This is a genomic window from Cognatundibacterium curvum, assembly GCF_014284235.1.
GTDB classification, from domain to species: Bacteria; Pseudomonadota; Gammaproteobacteria; order Burkholderiales; family Burkholderiaceae_D; genus Undibacterium; species Undibacterium curvum.
Window position 1 is genome coordinate 249,989 of the sequence record NZ_JACOGD010000003.1, and the last position, 15,742, is coordinate 265,730.

Consider the following 15,742-nt stretch of genomic DNA (forward strand, 5'->3'; position numbering starts at 1 on the left):
AATCGCGCACGCTTTCTCATCTGGCCCAATGGCGAACACGAATCCGGATACTTGATTGAATTGGCATTCAAATACCGGCATATTGTGGCGCGCATCGTGTTATTTCCGAAGGGCAATTGATCATAGCAAACGATGGTTTTGTAAAAAACAACAATGTTGATTGTGCAAGTAAAATACATCTCTATTTACTGCCTATGTTGTTTTTAACACTAAATGCATGTCTTACTTGCGCATTGAATGATCGGTGTGTGATGGAGTGGCCAGTGTCGCTCATTGCGAGACTTAAACGTCTGTGGCCATCAGTGCATTCTGCCGCTGTTGGCGGCATTCGAATTAACAACGCTGCACGGCAGATCGCAACTCTGGGGTCCGCTTGGCAGGGGCGTTGGTTGCAGCCGGGAATAAAACTGTGTAGTGGGGCTGAAGCCTGGCAGCGTAGGGATGTTGATAATCGTGCCAGCAGCATGGGCGCGCTGAGAGATCAGTGTATTCGGGCTTGGATGTATCGTTGTGTTTGTGGCTGAAGGGCTGGTTTGCGCGATGGACCGGATCGCGCTGGTCTGCGCTCCCCATCATCCTGCACTGGTGGTGGATGATATGTGGATACGCAGACCCCGTAATATCTGGTCAGATCAGTATTTGATCATGCGGTTCAGACTGATCTGAAATCGCTGCTTAGCGCATGCGGCGCAATGCGCTTGCACAGTCTTTGATCAATCCCGGGCCTTGATAAATCAGGCCGGAATACAGTTGCACCAGCGAGGCACCGGCCTGCATCTTGGTGACTGCATCTTCACCCGAGAAAATACCGCCCACACCGATGATAGGCAATGCATCGCCCAGTTCTGCTTTCAAAGCACGAATCACGCGATTGGAGGGTTCAAATACGGGTTTGCCTGATAAGCCACCTGCCTCTTCGGCATACTGCAAGCCATGTACGGCATCGCGGGTGATCGTGGTGTTAGTCGCAATCACGCCGTCGATACGATGACGCAACAATGCTTCGGCAATGGTTTTGATTTGTTCTGCATCGATATCCGGAGCGATTTTCAGGGCGACCGGCACGTAGTGTTTATGCTGGTCAGCCAGACGTTGCTGCGCCTCTTTGAGCTGGGATAGCAGGCTGTCTAATTCGCCTGCGCCTTGTAGCTGGCGCAGGTTTTTGGTGTTGGGGGAGGATATATTGACTGTTACGTAGCTGGCATAGGGATAGACTTTGCTCAGGCAGTGCAGGTAATCGTCGGCTGCGCGCTCTATCGGCGTGTCTGCATTCTTGCCGATATTGAGGCCAAGTACGCCTTGTTTTTCCTGGAAAAAGCGTGAATTTTGTACGTTGCGCACAAACGCATCCACACCGCCGTTATTGAAGCCCATGCGGTTGATGATGGCTTCCGCCTTAGGCAGGCGAAACATACGTGGCAACGGATTGCCAGGTTGGGCGCGTGGTGTGACCGTACCGATTTCTATCGAGCCAAAGCCGAGCGAAGCCAGTCCGTCTATATAAGCGCCATCCTTATCCAGCCCGGCCGCCAGACCTACAGGATTAGGAAAGCGTATTCCCATCACCGTACGTGCATCTTCCTGTGGTTTGCCTATCAGGCTGGAGAGTCCCAGCTGATGCAGTTTTTGCAGGCTTGGTAAAGTGAAGTGGTGGGCTTTTTCCGGATCCATAGAAAACAGGGCGGGCCGGATGAGGGAATATAAAAGGCTTTCGGACATAGTGTGCTTAAAAATAGCTAATAGCTGATAGAGAAAAACGATGGAGTATTGGGCTGGCTGAGAAAAGGCTTGCCATTATCCTTCGCAGGTGGCGGAAGTCAGGTGTGTAGTTCCTGCCATCTGCCATGCATTAGAGCGTCCAGAGGTTTGAAATTGGTTTTATAAGCCATTTTCGGGCTGGCGGCTATCCAATAGCCGAGATAGACGTAATCTAATTGCAATTCCTGAGTCTGCCGGATTTGCCAGAGGATATTGTAAGTGCCGTAGGAGCAATTCGCATCATCCGGATCAAAAAAAGTATAAACCGATGATAAGCCGTCATTCAGTATGTCAATGATGCTGACCATTTTGAGTGCATTTTCGGCATCGCGGAATTCGACCAGGCGGGTGTTGACCCGGCTTTGCAGCAGAAATTGTGCATACTGGTCGCGACTATCCTGATCCATGCCGCCACCGGCGTGGCGTGATTGCTGGTAGCGTTGATACAGTTCGTAGTGCTCGGCTGAATACGCCAGGTTGGCGACATAGGCGTTCAGTCCGCTGTGTTTGTGCCAGGCGCGGCGTTGACTGCGGTTGAGTTTGAAATCATGGGCCCGCACGCGGACCGGTGTGCAAGCCTGGCAGTTGTCACAGTGTGGCCTGTAAATGAAAATGCCGCTACGCCGGAAGCCATTTCTGACCAATTCTGCATAGGCATCGCTGTGGATCAGGTGGGCTGGTGTGGCAACTTGCGAACGTGCCTGAGCCCCCTCCAGATAACTGCAGGGATAGGGTGCCGTCGCATAAAACTGTATGCTCGTCAGCGGAAGTTCATGGAGTTGTGTCACTTGCTTCTGATTCCAGGTGCTTGCCAGTTCGTGATGGCAGGCTGTTCTGTTGCGATGCTGAGCCACTCCAGAAAAGCGGTTCTGCTGATGGGCCGGGCGCCCAGCGAGCTGAGATGCGCTGTTTCCTGTTGGCAGTCTATCATTTGCACGCCTTGCTCACGCAAAAAAAACACCAGCTGGCTCAAGGCAATTTTAGACGCATCTGTCACGCGTGCAAACATGGACTCGCCATAAAACATTTTTCCTATGCAGACGCCGTAAGCCCCGCCGACGAGTGTATTGTCCAGCCACAGTTCTGAAGAGTGCGCGTAGCCTTTGCGGTGCAGTTCGCCATAGCCTTGAATAATGTCTTCTGAAATCCAGGTGCCATGTCCGTCTTTTCTGGGGGCGGCACAGGCGCGCATGACTGCTTCAAATGCGCTGTCAAAACGGATTTCCCAGGCTGGGTCATCACTGATTTTATTCAGCTTCTTGCGCAGGCTGTCTGAGAGTTTGAAGTCGGCCGTCTTCAATACCATGCGCGGATCGGTAGACCACCATAAAATCGGTTGCCCTTCTGAAAACCAGGGGAAAATGCCGCTGCGGTAGGCGAGGAGCAGGCGCTCTGCAGACAGGTCAGCACCGGCTGCAAGCAGTCCGGCTGCGCCCTGTGCTTCAGTCAGTGCGGTGCTCACATCCGGGAAAGGGCTGTTTTGCTCCAGCCACGGGATCACAGATCGCTCCGCATGGGTTTGAAAATATCATGCTCATGCAATTGATAACTGCCGCCTTGTGCGACCTGGCGCTGATTGTTAAAGAAAAATTTCAGCGTCTCACTGACGGTAGGGAAGGCAATGTCTTGCCAGGGTATATCGGCTTCAGAAAACAACTGTACTTCCAGGCTTTCAGTGCCAGGCTGAAAATCCAGATCCAGCAGGCTGGCACGGTAGAACAGGTGGACCTGATGTACATGTGGCACATTCAGGATAGAAAACAAATCATGCAGACGGATGTTGGCGCCAGCTTCTTCCTGGGTTTCGCGCTCGGCAGCAGCGCTGCTGGTTTCGCCGTTTTCCATAAAGCCCGCTGGTAAAGTCCAGTAGCCATATCTGGGTTCGATCGCGCGCTTACATAACAAAACCTGCAGCTTGCCATTGTCTTCCCACACAGGGATGGAGCCTACGACTAATTTTGGATTTTGATAATGCACTGTATGGCAGGCCGGGCAAACAAAGCGTTCGCGGTTATCGTCGGGTGGAATTTGTATGACAACCGGTGTCGCGCATTCGGAGCAGAATTTCATGGCTGAATTCGAATAGATAAGCAATGACCTGAGTGTACCACTGGCTTTGCCTGTGGTAATCAATGAACACGCTTTCTTGTGGTGGGGTAGGCGCAGACCTGAATTGTGCGGTGCATTACAGAGTAAGAATGTCGTCGACTTAAGCAGAATTTGTGATTGGGATTGCGCGAAGCAGCAAAGTCGTGTATAGTTTCATTCTTCAGACGCGGGGTGGAGCAGTCTGGCAGCTCGTCGGGCTCATAACCCGAAGGTCGTAGGTTCAAATCCTGCCCCCGCAACCAAGATTCAAAAAAGCCACGTTGTACGTGGCTTTTTTATTAGCTGCGTGATTGAATTTTTTTGATTGTCACCCGCATTCTGGACTACAATCTGTTATCTACTGATTTTGCAGGGCTAGCATATTCAAGATATGCGTCTTAATTAGCCTCGATCTTTAGCCCCGATCTGCCCTGAGAATGGGTGAAGCCAGCGAAGTGCTTGGTAATACGTAATGGTGAGTGATGGAATCCCGTCCTGCCATGTGACATCAATATAAACCCGTGTAATAGATTGCATGAATACTGCTGAGGCAAAACGAGTCCTCGAAACGGCTTTATTGTGCGCGCCTGAGCCTTTGACGGTCAGCGCCATGAAAAAACTGTTTCAGGAGACGGATGATCAGGCTGATGTAATTGGTGCTGATACGATCAGGACGATGCTGGAAGATTTGCGTCGCGACTGGACTGATAAGGGAATAGAGCTGGTGGCCTTGTCGACTGGCTGGCGCTTTCAGAGTCGTCCTGAGATGCGCGCATATATAGACAGGCTCAATCCTGAAAAACCTCCCAAGTATTCCCGGGCGACGCTGGAGACGCTTGCGATTATCGCGTATCGGCAGCCGGTAACGCGTGGTGATATCGAAGAAATCCGCGGCGTGACTGTGTCGTCACAAATGATTAAAACGCTGGAGGATCGTGGTTGGATCGAGACTATCGGTCATAGGGATGTGCCTGGTCGCCCTGCCTTATTTGCGACCACTAAACATTTTCTGAGTGATCTGGGTCTGGGTTCTCTCGATCAGTTGCCGCCTTTGCAGCAGATTAGTAAAGAGCAGGTGGCGCCGGAGTCGGGTGCGGAAGATTTGCTGACGTTGGCGACCGATGCTGTGGCTGATATTGAGTCTGCTCAATTGGATGGGGTACAGGTAGTTATTGCGCAGGCTGGGCTGGACGATGCAGGTGGGTCTGAGCTTGCTGTACCGGCCGAAGAATTGGCGGCTGAAAGATTAGAAGCTGAAGAATTAGAAGCTGAAGAATTAAAGGCTGAAGAGTTAGTAGCTGAAGAATTAGTAGTTGAGCCAGCGCCAGTCGCGTTGCCTCAGGTGACAGAGCAGGCCGCTGAATTGCATCAGCAGCCTTTAGTAGAATTAGAAATAGAATTAGAAGATAAATCCAATGAATTCTGAAGATATGGGCGCAGATCGCGCACAAGATAATGATCAGCCTGCTACCGAAGGTGGCAGACCGGCCAAGCGCGGTGTGCGTGGTCCGCGCAATATGCGCAGGAATAGCCGCCCACGTGCTGAGGCGGGTGAGCAGCAGGCGGTGGTAGCTGGTGCTGAATCGAATGAGTCGTTTGCGAAGCCAGCGGCGCCGCGTAAGCGTCAGCCACGCAACGAAGCGGGTGTTGATGCTGGTGCCGGTGCGGCAAGAAAAGAGCGCACTCCGCGCGATGCTTCTGCTCGCAATAAGCCAGCTTCCAGGCAGGGGCGTGCGCCTCAGGCGCGTGGTGGTCGGCGTGATGCAAATGCACCGGATGATGTGTTTTCCTTCGTCACTTCCGACGCGTATGATGCCATCGATGATGTGGGTGCTAAAGGGCGTGGGCGTCCACAAAAGGCGGTGCGTCGCGATCTGACGGCGGATGATGATGCGCCTAAATTGCACAAGGTGCTGGCGGAAGCGGGTCTGGGTTCGCGTCGTGATATGGAAGAATTGATTGTTGCGGGCCGGGTGTCCGTCAATGGTGAGCCGGCGCATATCGGCCAGCGTATTCTGCCGACCGATCAGGTGCGTATCAATGGCAAGCCGATTATGCGCAAGATTACGAAAAAACCACCGCGCGTGCTGATTTACCATAAACCTGCCGGTGAAATCGTGAGTACCAATGACCCTGAGGGGCGTCCTTCGGTATTTGGCAGTTTGCCGACCATGAAGGTGGGTAAGTGGCTGGCGGTTGGTCGTCTGGATTTTAATACGGAAGGTTTGTTGTTATTCACGACTTCCGGTGATCTGGCGAATCGACTGATGCATCCGCGTTATGGTATTGAGCGTGAGTATGCGGTCCGTACTCTGGGTGAGCTGGAAGAGGGTATGCGTCAGCGCTTGCTGGCGGGTGTTGAGCTCGAAGACGGCATGGCGCAATTCTCCAAAATCGCTGATGGCGGTGGTGAGGGTGTGAATAAGTGGTATCGCGTGATTATCGGTGAAGGCCGTAACCGTGAGGTGCGCCGTATGTTTGAGGCGGTCGGGCTGACTGTATCGCGCCTGATCCGTACCCGTTATGGTGCGATGACTTTACCGGCAAATCTGAAGCGTGGCCGTTGGGAAGAGTTGGAAGAAGATGCGGTACGCAGCCTGCTCAAGCTCAGTGGTCTGGAAAAAACTGCTTCAGATAAGCCTGCGCAAAAATCGCAGTATGCGCAAAAGCCGATTTCCAATAAATCTGCCGTGCCATCTTTTGCGCAACGTCAGCCTAGCCTGCCTATGAGTTCGGGTCGCCCTGAAATGGGTCAGGGTCGTGCTGCTAACGGCAATAAAATGAATTCCGGAGGCAAGGCGTCTGGCGGTAAAAAGCGTCAGCCCGATCCTTTGCAAACTGCCTTGGGTTATCCGGATGTTGCACTGCAGCGTCGTGGTCCGACCACGCGTGGCAGTGGGCAGGCGATAGGGCAGGGAATTGCGGCCCGTCGCCGTTCGCGCGGCGCCTGAGTTTGCACCTGAATGCGTGTCTGAATTGTGTTTGTTTGCCCCTGTTTTCCATTGCGACAGGGTAAATAATCGTTTATAATCTGGTAGTTAGCAGATTATGCCTAAAGTTGTAAAGTTCAGGCGCTAAAAAAGATGGGCAGTTGCCCATTTTTTTTTGGTTTTACCGCTTGTTTGTCTGAATTTTCTGCTGTGTTGGCTTATGTGAATCGGAGAATAGTTTGGTTTTATTGGAATTGATAGAGAAGACCGTCAATGGTACCGGATATGATCTGGTGGACTTTGAGCAGGCCGAGCGTGGCTTGTTCAGGGTGTACATTGATTTTTTGCAGGCAGATTGGGACAAGGGCAATATCACAGTAGAAGACTGTGAAAAGGTCAGTCACCAGTTGTCGCATGTACTGATGGTTGAGAATGTTAATTACAGTCGACTGGAAACTTCGTCTCCCGGTATGGATCGTCCATTGAAAAAGCTGAGCGACTACGTGCGCTTTGCGGGTTGCAAAGCGACCATCAAGTTGCGCATGCCTATGCCGGGAACGCCGAATCGTAAAACCTTTGAAGGGGTTTTGCATGAGCCTGAAGGCGATAATCTGAAGCTGGAATTTGAAGTAAAAGATGGGTCGGCCATGCTGGAGTTTACGCTCGCCGATGTGGATAAGGCACGTCTGGTGCCACAAGTGGATTTTAGGAGTCGCAAAGCATGAGTCGTGATTTGTTGTTATTAGTGGATGTGCTGGCGCGTGAAAAAAACGTCGATGAAGAAGTGGTCTTCGGTGCGTTGGAGCATGCACTGGCTCAGGCGACAAAAAAACGTTTTCCCGGCGAAGTAGATATTCGCGTTGAAATTGATCGCGACACAGGCGAATTCCGTTCTTTCCGCCGCTGGCATGTGGTGCCGGATGAAGCCGGTCTGCAATTGCCTGATCAGGAAATTCTGCATTTCGAAGCAGTCGAAGATGATGCAGATATCCAGGTTGGTGATTACATTGAAGAAGAAATTGAATCGGTTGATTTTGGCCGTCGTTTTGCGCAGGATACTAAGCAGGTGGTACTGCAGCGTATCCGTGATGCGGAGCGTGAACAGATCCTGGCTGACTTCCTGGCGCGTGGTGACTCCCTGGTAACAGGTACCATCAAGCGTATGGAGCGTGGCGATGCCGTGGTTGAGTCCGGTAAAGTGGAAGCCCGTCTGCCACGCGACCAGATGATCCCGAAAGAAAATCTGCGTGTCGGTGACCGCGTCCGTGCTTACATTCTGCGTATTGATCGCAATGCACGTGGCCCTCAGGTTATCCTGTCCCGTACTGCGCCAGAATTCATCATGAAGCTGTTTGAACTGGAAGTGCCTGAGATTGAGCAGGGCTCTCTGGTGATTAAATCAGCAGCACGTGATCCTGGTGTGCGCGCAAAAATTGCGGTACATACCAGCGATAAACGCATCGATCCTATTGGTACCTGCGTAGGTATGCGCGGTTCCCGCGTTCAGGCAGTGACTGGTGAGCTCGGTGGTGAGCGCGTCGACATCGTGCTGTGGTCGGAAGATCCTGCGCAGTTCGTGATCGGTGCGCTGGCGCCGGCCAATGTTTCTTCCATCATGGTGGATGAAGAGAAGCATGGTATGGACGTGGTTGTTGACGAAGAAAACCTTGCGATCGCCATCGGCCGCAGTGGTCAGAACGTACGTCTGGCAGCTGAACTGACTGGCTGGCAAATCAATATTATGACTGCAGAAGAATCCGCCAGCAAAGCTGAGCAGGAAACTGCAGGTATCCGTGCCCTGTTTATGGAAAAACTGGACGTGGATCAGGAAGTGGCTGAAATCCTGGTGGATGAAGGCTTCTCCAGTCTCGAAGAAATCGCTTACGTACCAATCAGCGAAATGCTGGAAATCGAAGCGTTTGACGAAGACACTGTGAATGAATTGCGCAACCGTGCGCGCGATGCCCTGTTGACTGAAGCGATTGCTTCGGAAGAAGGTCTGGAAGGCATGGAAGATCAATTGATCAACCTCGAAGGTATGACCCGCGTGACTGCTGGCAAACTGGGTTTGGCTGGTATTAAAACGCTGGCAGCTTTTGCTGCTCTGGCATACGACGAATTTGGCGCGATCCTGGCATTATCTGCCGACCGTTCCCGCCATTTGATTAAAGAAGCATTTGAAGATGTGACCGATGATGAGATGAAACTCATCGACGCTAAATATGATGATCAGGCCAAAGCTGTATTAGCGACCGCCTGGAAACTCGTAGAAGCTAAGTAATTCACGGGTTTCAAATTCATAACGCGCACATAGAAAAAGAGGACTGAATGGCGAGTAACAACGTTGCCCAATTTGCCACCGAGCTGAAAATGTCAGCGGATTTACTGCTCACGCAATTGCGTGCGGCAGGCGTGGATAAAAACTCCACGTCGGATTCATTGACCAAAGAAGATAAGGACCGACTGCTGGATCACCTGCGTCGTTCCCACGGATCTTCTGTTGACACTGAAAAGAAAAAGATCACCTTGACTCGTAAAGAGACAACTGAGATCAAACAGGCGGATGCTACGGGCAAATCTCGCACCATTCAGGTCGAAGTTCGTAAGAAGCGTACTTTTGTAAAGCGTGATGAGGTTGCAGCAGACGAAGCGCCGGCTCCGGTTGTTGATGCGGAAGAAATGGCGCGTCGCGAAGACGAGGCGCGCCGTGAGGCTGAGCTGATCGCGCGTCAGGAAGCTGAGCTGATCGAAAAGCAGGAGCGTCTGGCTAAGCTGGAAGCTGAAAAAGAAGCTCAGGCTCAGGCTATGCGTGAAGCAGCTGAAGCAGAAGCGAAAAAAGCTGAGGCTGAACGCCTGAAGGCTGAGCAGGCTGCTGCTGCAGCAGCCGTCGCTGCTGTCAAAACAGCAGAAGCGAAACCAACTGCCAATGACGACGAAAAGAAACGTCTGGAAGCAGAAGAAGCGAAGAAAAAAGCAGCAAATGACGCCAAGGAAGCAGCCGAACGTGCTGCCGCCACAGAGCGTGCCCGCAAAGCGGTGGCTGACGAAGTAGCGCAGATCAAAGAAATGATGAATGCCGCGCGTCGTCCTAAGCCAGTTGCTCCGGCACCTGCGCCTGCACCGAAAGTGGCAGAAGGCACGCTGCATAAGCCAACGGATAAAAAACTGGCCGACAAAAAGCCAGCGCCTGCGGCTGAAAAGAAAGATGACAAAAAACCGGCAACGACCGATAAGAAGGCAATTAAATCCGCCAACGTATCGTCGACCTGGCAGGATGAGTCATCCAAAAAACGCAGCGGTGGCTTGAAAACCCGTGGTGATACTTCGGGTGGTCGCGATGGCTGGAAAGGCGGTCCTAAAGGTCGTCGTAATCATCATCATGATGATCAGCGCGAATCGAATTTCCAGGTTCCGGTTGAAGCCGTTGTAAAAGAGATTTTTGTACCAGAAACACTGACCGTGGCTGAACTCGCGCATAAGATGGCGGTGAAAGCTTCTGAGGTTATCAAGCAATTGATGAAACTGGGTCAGATGTGCACCATTAACCAGGTACTGGATCAGGAAACAGCGATGATTCTGGTCGAGGAAATGGGTCACAAAGCATTTGCTGCGAAGATCGATGATCCGGAAGCGATGCTGACGGACGTGGCGGAACATGCGCAGTACGAAGCATTCCCGCGCGCTCCGGTGGTGACAGTCATGGGTCACGTTGATCACGGTAAAACTTCCTTGCTGGATTACATCCGTCGCGCCAAAGTCGCGTCCGGTGAAGCCGGTGGCATTACTCAGCATATCGGTGCTTATCACGTTGAAACACCACGTGGCATGATTACCTTCCTCGATACACCAGGTCACGAAGCGTTTACTGCAATGCGTGCACGTGGTGCGAAGGCAACTGACATCGTTATTCTGGTAGTGGCAGCGGATGACGGCGTGATGCCGCAAACGAAGGAAGCGATTTCCCATGCTAAGGCGGCGGGCGTTCCTTTGGTGGTAGCGATTAATAAGATTGATAAACCGGGTGGTAATGCGGATCGCGTTACTCAGGAACTGGTTGCTGAGAGCGTCGTGCCGGAAGAATACGGTGGTGAGTCTCCTTTCGTTCCTGTATCCGCTAAAACCGGTCAGGGCATCGATGCGCTGCTGGAGCATGTATTGTTGCAGGCTGAAGTAATGGAATTGCGTGCACCGAAAGATGCGCCGGCCAAAGGTCTGGTGGTTGAATCCCGTCTGGATAAAGGTCGCGGTACCGTGGCAACTATCCTGGTACAGTCCGGTACGCTCAAGCGTGGTGATGTGGTACTGGCTGGTTCTTCGTATGGCCGTGTACGCGCTATGCTGGACGAAAACGGTAAGAGCATCAGCGAAGCAGGTCCTTCTATTCCGGTAGAAATCCAGGGTCTGACGGAAGTACCGTCCGCTGGTGAAGAAGTCATGGTCATGGCCGATGAGCGTAAAGCACGTGAAATCGCGCTGTTCCGTCAAGGTAAATTCCGTGATGTGAAACTGGCTAAACAGCAAGCTGCCAAGCTGGAAAATATGTTTGAAAACATGGGCGAGGGTGAAGTTAAAAACCTGCCTGTTATTATCAAAACAGACGTTCAGGGTTCGCAGGAAGCGTTGGTTCAGTCTCTGGTTAAATTGTCGAACAGCGAAGTGCGCGTGCAGGTTGTGCATGCAGCGGTCGGTGGTATTTCTGAGTCCGACGTCAATCTGGCAGTGGCTTCGAAAGCAGTTATCATCGGCTTTAACACCCGTGCTGATGCGTCTGCGCGTAAGCTGGCAGAGTCGAATGGTGTCGATATCCGTTACTACAACATCATTTACGATGCAGTCGATGAAGTTAAAGCAGCCTTGTCCGGCATGCTGGCTCCAGAGAAGCGTGAGCAAGTGATCGGTATGGTAGAGATCCGTCAGGTATTCATGGTCAGCAAAGTCGGCGCGATTGCGGGCTGTCTGGTGACCGACGGTATGGTCAAACGTACTTCTTCTGTGCGTCTGCTGCGTAATAACGTCGTCACCTGGACTGGCGAGCTCGACTCTCTGAAGCGTTATAAAGATGACGCAAAAGAAGTTAAAGCCGGTATGGAGTGCGGCTTGTCCCTGAAAGGTTATAACGATATTCAGGTTGGCGACTCACTCGAAATATTTGAAGTTCAAGAGATAGCACGTACGCTCTAAACACTTCGGCCCCGGACTCGTTCCGGGGTTCTCGTTTTATGGCGTAGAAAAGAATTTATGGCAAAACATAGTAAAAATATTCCGGGTCGTGGTTTGCGTGTCGCAGATCAGATCCAAAAAGATCTGGCAGAAATCATCTGGTCAGAATTAAAAGATCCACGCGTTGGCATGATCACCCTGACCGAAGTTCAGCTCACGCCTGACTACGCGCATGCGAAAGTGTATTTCACCACGCTGGCGGATGATGCGGAAGCGATCAAGGCGACCCAGCAAGGCTTATCCAAGGCTGCCGGTTTCCTGCGTAATCAGCTGGGTCTGCGCCTGCGCATCCACACTTTGCCCCAACTGCATTTCGTGCACGACATCTCCACTATCCGTGGCATGGCGATGTCTAAGCTGATCGATGAAGCGATCGCGACCCGTGTTCAGGACGAAGAAGAATAAAGCCAGTCCGGTTTTTCCAGATTACTTATGACGAATCCCCCCAAAAAACGCACGCGCTTGCCGGTGCATGGCGTGCTTTTGCTCGATAAACCCGTTGGCTTTTCCAGTAATGATGCGCTGATCAAAACCAAGCGCCTGCTGAATGCGATCAAGGCCGGGCATACCGGCACGCTCGATCCGTTTGCAACCGGTTTGCTGCCGCTGTGCTTTGGTGAGGCGACCAAGTTTTCTCAGGATTTGCTGGAAGCGGATAAGACTTATACCACCGTAGTTCATCTGGGTATCACCACCACCACCGGTGATACCGAGGGCGAACAGCTGGAGCAGCGCGCAGTCGATGTCAGTATCGAACAGATACAGGCTGTGCTGGCGCAATTTACTGGTCCTATACAGCAAGTGCCGCCCATGTATTCCGCGCTTAAGCGTGACGGCAAACCCTTGTATGAATATGCACGTGCCGGTGTGACGCTGGAGCGTGAAGCCCGTGCAGTCGTCATACACGAACTGGAGCTGCTCGATTACAGCGCACCCATGCTGACTTTGCGCGTCAAGTGCAGCAAAGGTACCTATGTGCGGGTGTTGGGTGAAGATATCGGTGCGGCACTCGGTTGTGGTGCGCATTTGCAGGCTTTGCGCAGGATACAGGTTGGTCATTTGCAGCTGGAAAAATCAATCACGATAGAGTCAATCGAGGCAATGCCGGAAGCGGCGCGCCTTGAGTTGCTGGACCCGGTCGATGCCTTACTGTCCAGTTTTCCATCTATTACGCTGGATGAGGAGCTGTCTGTCCGTTTCCTGCACGGGCAACGACTGGCACTCGCCAGACTGATGCCGGACTTGCCCGTCACGCCAGGCCGGGTACGCGTGTACCGCGCCTCTGACCGCCAATTGCTGGGCTCTGCACAGTTGCAGGAATTCGGCATTCTGGCACCGGAGCGGCTGATACAGACCGGTACGCATTAAGCCACTGTGCCGCCGGGCTTACCGGCTGTTCGGCGGTGCTTAGTTTTATTGAAGTCAAATTGTCATCGTACGGTAGCAACTCCTTGAAATAATAGGAGTTTCCTGCTTTTGCGTTGCAGCATGTTATAATCTCAGGTTATCCGATTTACCCCAAAACGAACGCTATCATGTCTACTACAAAACGCGCTATTCGCAACATCGCTATTATCGCTCACGTTGATCACGGCAAAACCACGCTGGTTGATCAATTGCTGCGCCAATCCGGTACTTTCCGTGACAACCAGCAGGTTGATTCCCGTGTCATGGACTCCAATGATATTGAGAAAGAGCGCGGTATTACCATTCTTTCCAAAAACTGTGCCGTTGAATACAAAGGTACCCACATCAATATCGTGGATACACCAGGCCATGCGGACTTCGGTGGTGAAGTAGAGCGTGTATTGTCGATGGTAGACAGCGTATTGCTGCTGGTCGATGCGCAAGAAGGCCCAATGCCACAGACGCGTTTCGTGACACGTAAAGCACTCGCGCTGGGTCTGAAGCCTATCGTGGTTGTGAATAAGATTGACCGTGAAAACGCGGACCCACAAAAAGCCGTTAACGCGACTTTCGAATTGTTCGACAAGCTGGGCGCAACGGATGAACAGCTGGACTTCCCTATCGTCTACGCATCCGGTTTCAAAGGCTATGCCGGTCTGGAAGACACAGTGCGCGACGGTAACATGGAACCATTGTTTGATGCGATCCTGAAACACGTTCCTGCACGTGAAGATGATCCGAATGGTCCTTTGCAATTGCAAATCACATCGCTGGAATACTCTTCTTACGTTGGTAAGATCGGTGTCGGCCGTATCCTGCGCGGTAAAGTGAGAGCGCTGCAAGACGTGATCTGGATGAATGGTCCGGAAGATAAGCCAACTAAGGCACGTATCAATCAGGTATTGACTTTCAAAGGTCTGGATCGCGTACAAGTGGAAGAAGCGCAAGCTGGCGACATCGTACTGATCAACGGTATCGAAGAAATCGGTATCGGCTCCACGATCTGCGCACCAGACACCCCGGAAGCCTTGCCTATGTTGAAGATTGACGAGCCTACCCTGACCATGAACTTCATGGTTAACAGCTCGCCACTGGCTGGCCGCGAAGGTAAATTCGTGACTACCCGTCAGATCCGTGACCGTCTGGAACGCGAACTGAAATCCAATATGGCATTGCGCGTAGTGCAGGCTGAAGGTGATGATTCCACGTACGAAGTTTCTGGCCGTGGTGAGTTGCATCTGACTATTCTGATCGAAAACATGCGTCGTGAAGGTTTCGAACTGGCTGTTTCCCGTCCACGCGTTGTGTTCAAAATGGTAGACGGTGTACGTCATGAGCCATATGAAAACCTGACCGTTGACGTTGAAGAGTCTAACCAGGGTGGTGTGATGGAAGAGCTGGGTCGCCGTCGTGGTGATCTGCAAAACATGGAACCGGACGGCAAAGGTCGTGTACGTCTGGAATACCGTATTCCTGCGCGTGGCCTGATCGGCTTCCAGGGCGAATTCATGACACTGACCCGTGGTACAGGTTTGATGAGCCACGTGTTTGATGACTACGCACCAGTTGATAACTCCAAAGGCGAACTGGCTGGCCGTCGCAATGGCGTATTGATTTCTCAGGATGATGGCGCTGCTGTTGCTTACGCGATCTGGAAACTGCAAGACCGCGGCCGTATGTTCGTGAGCCACAATGACCCAGTGTACGAAGGCATGATCATCGGTATCCATTCCCGTGACAATGACCTCGTGGTTAACCCGATCAAAGGCAAGCAATTGACCAACGTGCGTTCCTCCGGTACGGATGAAGCGGTACGTCTGGTACCACCAATTCAAATGTCTCTGGAATACGCGGTTGAATTCATTGAAGACGACGAACTGGTTGAAGTCACACCTAAGAGTATCCGTCTGCGCAAACGTTTCTTGAAGGAACATGAGCGTAAGAAAGCTTCCCGCGAAGCGTAATCCTTAAAGGGTTTATCCGGACAATAAAAAACCGCAGCGTAGTCTGCGGTTTTTTATTGGGGTGAAGAATAGAGAATCAAAGAAAACGATCCGCTGTCGGCTGCTCCCCGCGCTCTTTGGATGAATTATTGAGCAATCTGACCATGTTCAAAGCGGTCTTCAGCATAGCAATCTGGCGCTCGCCTCCGAAAAGTGCCGCTCTCTGAAAATTGCAGATGACGATTTCTGCATGATTTTTCTAAATTACTCATCGGTAATTTCTCGCCAATATTGTTATTGCGCAAAAGTAAATCTGTTGTAGCATGCCAGTTTGTTAATGTTGTGTGCGCCGTTTGGTGGTGCCGGGCATTTTTTATCAAACTTTAGGTGAGATGT

General features: G+C 51.8%; 12 protein-coding genes and 1 tRNA gene. 9 read left to right on the forward strand and 4 right to left on the reverse strand.

The window, feature by feature from the left end:
• Positions 1-675 precede the first annotated feature (675 nt).
• The 4 genes from H8K43_RS07300 to H8K43_RS07315 all read right to left on the reverse strand — a co-directional run bounded on the left by H8K43_RS07300 (position 676) and on the right by H8K43_RS07315 (position 3,828).
• Positions 676-1,719, reverse strand: a complete 1,044-nt coding sequence (locus H8K43_RS07300; RefSeq protein WP_186903214.1) for a quinone-dependent dihydroorotate dehydrogenase — start codon at positions 1,717-1,719, stop codon at positions 676-678.
• A 98-nt stretch (positions 1,720-1,817) separates the two neighbouring features.
• Positions 1,818-2,546 carry an arginyltransferase gene (locus H8K43_RS07305; protein ID WP_186903215.1) on the reverse strand — a complete coding sequence of 243 codons (729 nt, stop codon included), beginning with the start codon at positions 2,544-2,546 and terminating at the stop codon, positions 1,818-1,820.
• On the reverse strand, positions 2,543-3,259 hold the full coding sequence (gene aat, locus H8K43_RS07310) for a leucyl/phenylalanyl-tRNA--protein transferase (RefSeq protein WP_186903216.1): 717 nt from the start codon (positions 3,257-3,259) through the stop codon (positions 2,543-2,545). Before aat ends, H8K43_RS07305 begins: the two co-directional genes overlap by 4 nt.
• Complete coding sequence (locus H8K43_RS07315; RefSeq protein WP_186903217.1) at positions 3,256-3,828, reverse strand: NUDIX hydrolase; 573 nt, start codon at positions 3,826-3,828, stop codon at positions 3,256-3,258. Before H8K43_RS07315 ends, aat begins: the two co-directional genes overlap by 4 nt.
• A gap of 204 nt (positions 3,829-4,032) precedes the next feature.
• Here H8K43_RS07315 and H8K43_RS07320 point away from each other — a divergent pair.
• The 9 genes from H8K43_RS07320 (at position 4,033) to typA (ending at position 15,367) form a co-directional block, all read left to right on the forward strand.
• A tRNA-Met gene (locus H8K43_RS07320) sits at positions 4,033-4,109 on the forward strand.
• A 272-nt stretch (positions 4,110-4,381) separates the two neighbouring features.
• On the forward strand, positions 4,382-5,272 hold the full coding sequence (scpB, locus tag H8K43_RS07325) for an SMC-Scp complex subunit ScpB (protein ID WP_186903218.1): 891 nt from the start codon (positions 4,382-4,384) through the stop codon (positions 5,270-5,272).
• Positions 5,262-6,797 (forward strand): pseudouridine synthase, encoded by a 1,536-nt coding sequence (locus tag H8K43_RS07330; RefSeq protein ID WP_186903219.1) that lies wholly within the window; start codon positions 5,262-5,264, stop codon positions 6,795-6,797. Before scpB ends, H8K43_RS07330 begins: the two co-directional genes overlap by 11 nt.
• A 218-nt stretch (positions 6,798-7,015) precedes the next feature.
• Positions 7,016-7,501 carry a ribosome maturation factor RimP gene (gene rimP / locus H8K43_RS07335; RefSeq protein ID WP_162020155.1) on the forward strand — a complete coding sequence of 162 codons (486 nt, stop codon included), beginning with the start codon at positions 7,016-7,018 and terminating at the stop codon, positions 7,499-7,501.
• On the forward strand, positions 7,498-9,057 hold the full coding sequence (gene nusA, locus H8K43_RS07340; RefSeq protein ID WP_162020156.1) for a transcription termination factor NusA: 1,560 nt from the start codon (positions 7,498-7,500) through the stop codon (positions 9,055-9,057). The genes rimP and nusA overlap by 4 nt, the downstream gene beginning before the upstream one ends.
• 47 nt (positions 9,058-9,104) lie before the next feature.
• Positions 9,105-11,957: a translation initiation factor IF-2 gene (infB, locus tag H8K43_RS07345; RefSeq protein WP_186903220.1), complete on the forward strand. Its 2,853-nt coding sequence runs from the start codon at positions 9,105-9,107 to the stop codon at positions 11,955-11,957.
• A gap of 57 nt (positions 11,958-12,014) precedes the next feature.
• Positions 12,015-12,401 carry a 30S ribosome-binding factor RbfA gene (gene rbfA / locus H8K43_RS07350; protein ID WP_186903221.1) on the forward strand — a complete coding sequence of 129 codons (387 nt, stop codon included), beginning with the start codon at positions 12,015-12,017 and terminating at the stop codon, positions 12,399-12,401.
• A gap of 27 nt (positions 12,402-12,428) precedes the next feature.
• Entirely contained in the window at positions 12,429-13,364 is a 936-nt protein-coding gene (gene truB, locus H8K43_RS07355; protein ID WP_186903222.1) for a tRNA pseudouridine(55) synthase TruB, read from the forward strand.
• A 167-nt stretch (positions 13,365-13,531) separates the two neighbouring features.
• On the forward strand, positions 13,532-15,367 hold the full coding sequence (typA, locus tag H8K43_RS07360) for a translational GTPase TypA (protein WP_186903223.1): 1,836 nt from the start codon (positions 13,532-13,534) through the stop codon (positions 15,365-15,367).
• Positions 15,368-15,742: the final 375 nt, after the last annotated feature.